Source organism: Methylocystis suflitae, assembly GCF_024448135.1.
GTDB classification, from domain to species: Bacteria; Pseudomonadota; Alphaproteobacteria; order Rhizobiales; family Beijerinckiaceae; genus Methylocystis; species Methylocystis suflitae.
On record NZ_JAMRYX010000013.1, the window covers coordinates 1 to 3,835 of the forward strand.

Consider the following 3,835-nt stretch of genomic DNA (forward strand, 5'->3'; position numbering starts at 1 on the left):
ACGTCAACGGTGATTTTCCGGCTCAAGTCTCCGCGAGCGACCGCGGTGGTCACTTCGGCTATGTTTCGAACTTGCGCGGTAAGATTCCCGGCCATTGAATTGACAGAGTCTGTTAGATCCTTCCACGTGCCCGCAACTCCGAGCACCTGCGCCTGACCTCCCAAACGCCCTTCGGTGCCGACCTCGCGCGCGACACGCGTTACTTCTGACGCGAAGGCGTTCAACTGGTCGACCATCGTGTTGATGGTTTCCTTGAGCTGCAGAATCTCTCCAGAGACGTTTACGGTTATCTTCTTCGATAGGTCCCCATTGGCGATAGCGGTCGACACATCGGCGATGTTCCGAACCTGCGCTGTTAGGTTGGACGCCATGAAGTTGACGTTGTCAGTAAGATCCTTCCAAGTGCCGCCGACGCCGGCGACGACGGCCTGACCGCCAAGCTTGCCTTCGGTGCCGACCTCTCGCGCAACTCTTGTGACTTCGGAAGCGAACGAGTTCAGTTGGTCGACCATCGTATTGATGGTTTGCTTGAGCTCGAGGATTTCTCCTTTCACATCTACGGTGATCTTTCGCGAAAGGTCGCCCCGCGCGACGGCGGTCGTCACTTGCGCGATGTTGCGCACCTGATCCGTCAGATTGCCGCACATTGCATTCACTGAATCGGTGAGGTCTTTCCATGTGCCGGCGACGCCTGGCACTATCGCCTGACCTCCCAATTTGCCGTCGCTGCCTACTTCGCGCGCCACACGCGTGACTTCCGACGCAAATGAGCGAAGCTGATCCACCATCGTGTTGATGGCTTCTTTGAGCTGCAGGATCTCGCCGCGCACATCGACCGCGATCTTCTTCGAAAGATCGCCATTAGCGACGGCGATGGTAACGTCTGCGATATTTCTCACCTGGCTCGTGAGGTTGTCGGCCATAAAATTCACAGATTCTGTAAGCTCCTTCCATACGCCCGTGACCTCGCGGACCTGCGCTTGTCCTCCGAGTTTTCCTTCTGTTCCAACCTCGCGCGCGACGCGTGTCACTTCCGAAGTGAATTCGCGAAGCTGGCGGATCATGGTATTGACAATCTTCGCTGAACGCAGGAACTCGCCCATGAGAGGGCGTCCCTCAAGCTCTAGTTGCACCGACTGCAGGAGATCTCCCTGCGCCACGGCGCCGATCACGCGAGTCATTTCGTTCGTCGGCCAAAGGAGATCGTCAATCAATGCATTGACCGACGCCTCCATCCCCGCCCAAGCCCCTGCGCGATTCGCAAACCTCACCCTCTGACGCGTCCTGCCCTCGCGTCCGACGGCTTGACGGACCCGTTCCAGTTCGCCTGCTATCCTGCAGTTGGCGCCAGTTATTTCATTGAGAGCGTCGGCAATCTTTCCGATTACTCCCGGCCAGTGGCCCGGCAAGCGAGTCGTGAAGTCGCCCTCCTTGAAGTCTTCCAACGCCTGAAGGAGTTCGCGAAGTTGATCGTCCGAGCCGCTGTGCTGATCGCCCTGTCCACGACCCAATGCGCGACTACCACGGATAGTCGGTTTCGCCACCATCGACAGCTCCCTCCCCCAGCGGAAACAATCTCATTTCATGCCAGAGGGAGCAATGGTTGGCACCTGCTCCTTCAAAGCCATTGTTGAGATTATGTTCGATCCGGTCACGCTTGCCTCGGCGTGCTCCAGCTCTAATTGCAGGCGTCAGCTTCATAGCGACCCATGGTAGCGCCCAGGCCCGCGGCTTCAGCTCGAGCGAGGTAGTTTATGACCGTTGTCGATGATCGAGTTAATAGTGTTCTCGCTGCGGTGCTTTCGGCAAGCATCGTTCCGATTCATGGCGCTCTGGCGCCGGAAAAAGGCACCGAGCGGTAGCGCGGGCGCCCCGGCGACGCTACCGCCGGAGAAAAAGAAGCCGAGCCTTCAGGAATTCGACAGGAGTTTGGAATTGGAAAAGACCTGTTACTCAGGAGCTTAACTAATGGGTCGAGAACGACTTAGCCGCTCTTATTCACGACGCGTGTGTATTGAGGCTGGCGAGCGTGGCGTAGACCGCTGATAGAGCGTAGGATTCGGGTGTCTAAGCCAACCCCCCGCGCATTGCGCGCCAGCCACGCCCGCCATGACAGACGATAATCTCCTGCCGTTCTCGTTTCCATCCGTCGCGCGCAAGAAAGTCACAGCCGATTTCGACGGCGGGCGCCTGACCTCGGACGGCGGCGTCATGTTGCTGTCGATGGCGGAACATCGCCTCGGCGTCGCCGAACGATTGCGCGCTGCTTTCCCGATCATCGCGATCCCGCGCGGATCACCCACACCCTCGCCGACATGATCCGCGCCCGCATCTTGGCCATTTCGTGCGGCTACGAGGACGCCGACGATCTGGATTTTCTGCGCGCCGATCCAGCCTTCAAGCTCGCTTGCGGGCGGCTGCCCGATACGGGCCGCGATCTCTGTTCGCAACCAACCCTGTCGCGGCTGGAGAATGCGCCTTCGCTGAAGGACACGATCCGGCTGAGCTATGCGCTCGTCGACCAATGGATGGACTCGTATGAACGCGCGCCCGCGTCCGTCACCCTCGACATCTACGACACTTGCGATGTCGTGCATGGGCATCAGCAACTCTCGCTGTTCAACGCCCACTACGACGAGCGCTGCTTCTTGCCGATCCATGTCTACGACACCGACAGAAGCCGGCCCGTCGCGGTCGTGCTGCGGCCCGGCAAGACGCCGTCGGGCGTCGAGGTTCGCGCGCATCTGCGCCGGTTGACGCGGCATATCCGCAAGCGCTGGCCGAAGACGCGCATCCTGTTTCGGGGCGACGGGCATTACGCGCGACCGGAGGCAATGGCGTGGTGCGAGGAACATGGCGTCGATTACGTCTTCGGCCTTCCCGGCACGAAGCCCTTGTCGAAGAAGGTGGACGAAACGGCGGACGCTGTTCGCACCGAGCGCGCCATCGACGACAAGGATGTGGTGCGCGGTTACGCCGAGACGCGGCACAGGGCCAAATCCTGGGACAGGGAACGGCGCGCCATCGCCCGCATCGAGGCGACGCGGCTCGGCCTCGACATCCGCTTCGTCGTCACCAATCTCGCGGACGGCTCGGCGCAATGGCTTTACGACAACCTCTATTGCGCGCGCGGTCAGGCCGAGAACCTGATCAAGCTGCACAAATCGCAGCTTGCCTCCGATCGCACATCGTGTCGCTCGCCAATCGCCAATCAGGTGCGCCTCGTCCTGCACACCGGCGCTTATTGGCTGATGCTCACTGTCCGCGACGCCATTCCCACGACGCGCGATCTGGCGAGGGCCGAGTTCGCGACATTGCGCCTGCGCCTGATCAAGATCGCCGCCCGCGTCATCGAGACCGCCAGCCGCGTGCGCCTCGCCTTCGCCGCCGCTTGTCCCGAAGCCGATCTGTTCCGCGGTCTGCCCGACGCGCTCGCGCCGCAGGGGCCGTAAAGGCCGGGGCGTCCGCCCGGTCCACCGTTCCTTCCCCTCTAGCGCGTTTGCAAAAGTCATGACCTGAACGACGGCGAAAAGGAGCCGAACCATCCTGCACGCCTCGGATCCAGAGCGCCCGAAGCCCGAAAAATCAGAGCCGCGATGAATAGGATGGGGTAGCGCGTAGGCTTCGAGAGCGGGAGGCAATATCACGCGCCAAGCGCGTCACAGACGACGAAGGCCATGGAACTCGACGACGGCGCTCGAGTTGATCGTAAGCGCGCCATCGCTGCAAAACTAGTGGCGCCTCGCAATGGAGATGACGCAATGCCTGGCGCAGAAATAGTAACCAATGTCGCTGGTCTAACAATCGAAGAGATCAAGCACGGGGTGGAGATCCT

At 60.7% G+C, this 3,835-nt stretch carries 1 protein-coding gene and 1 pseudogene; one reads left to right on the plus strand and one right to left on the minus strand.

Annotation, left to right across the window (positions count from 1 at the left end; all coding sequences use genetic code 11):
* A partial coding sequence (locus tag NEI07_RS00845) for a HAMP domain-containing protein (RefSeq protein WP_256032067.1) occupies positions 1-1,547 on the minus strand: 1,547 nt, incomplete at its 3' end.
* Positions 1,548-2,109: 562 nt separating this feature from the next.
* Here NEI07_RS00845 and NEI07_RS00850 point away from each other — a divergent pair.
* A pseudogene (locus tag NEI07_RS00850) lies at positions 2,110-3,452 on the plus strand (IS1380 family transposase).
* The last annotated feature ends 383 nt before the right edge of the window (positions 3,453-3,835 follow it).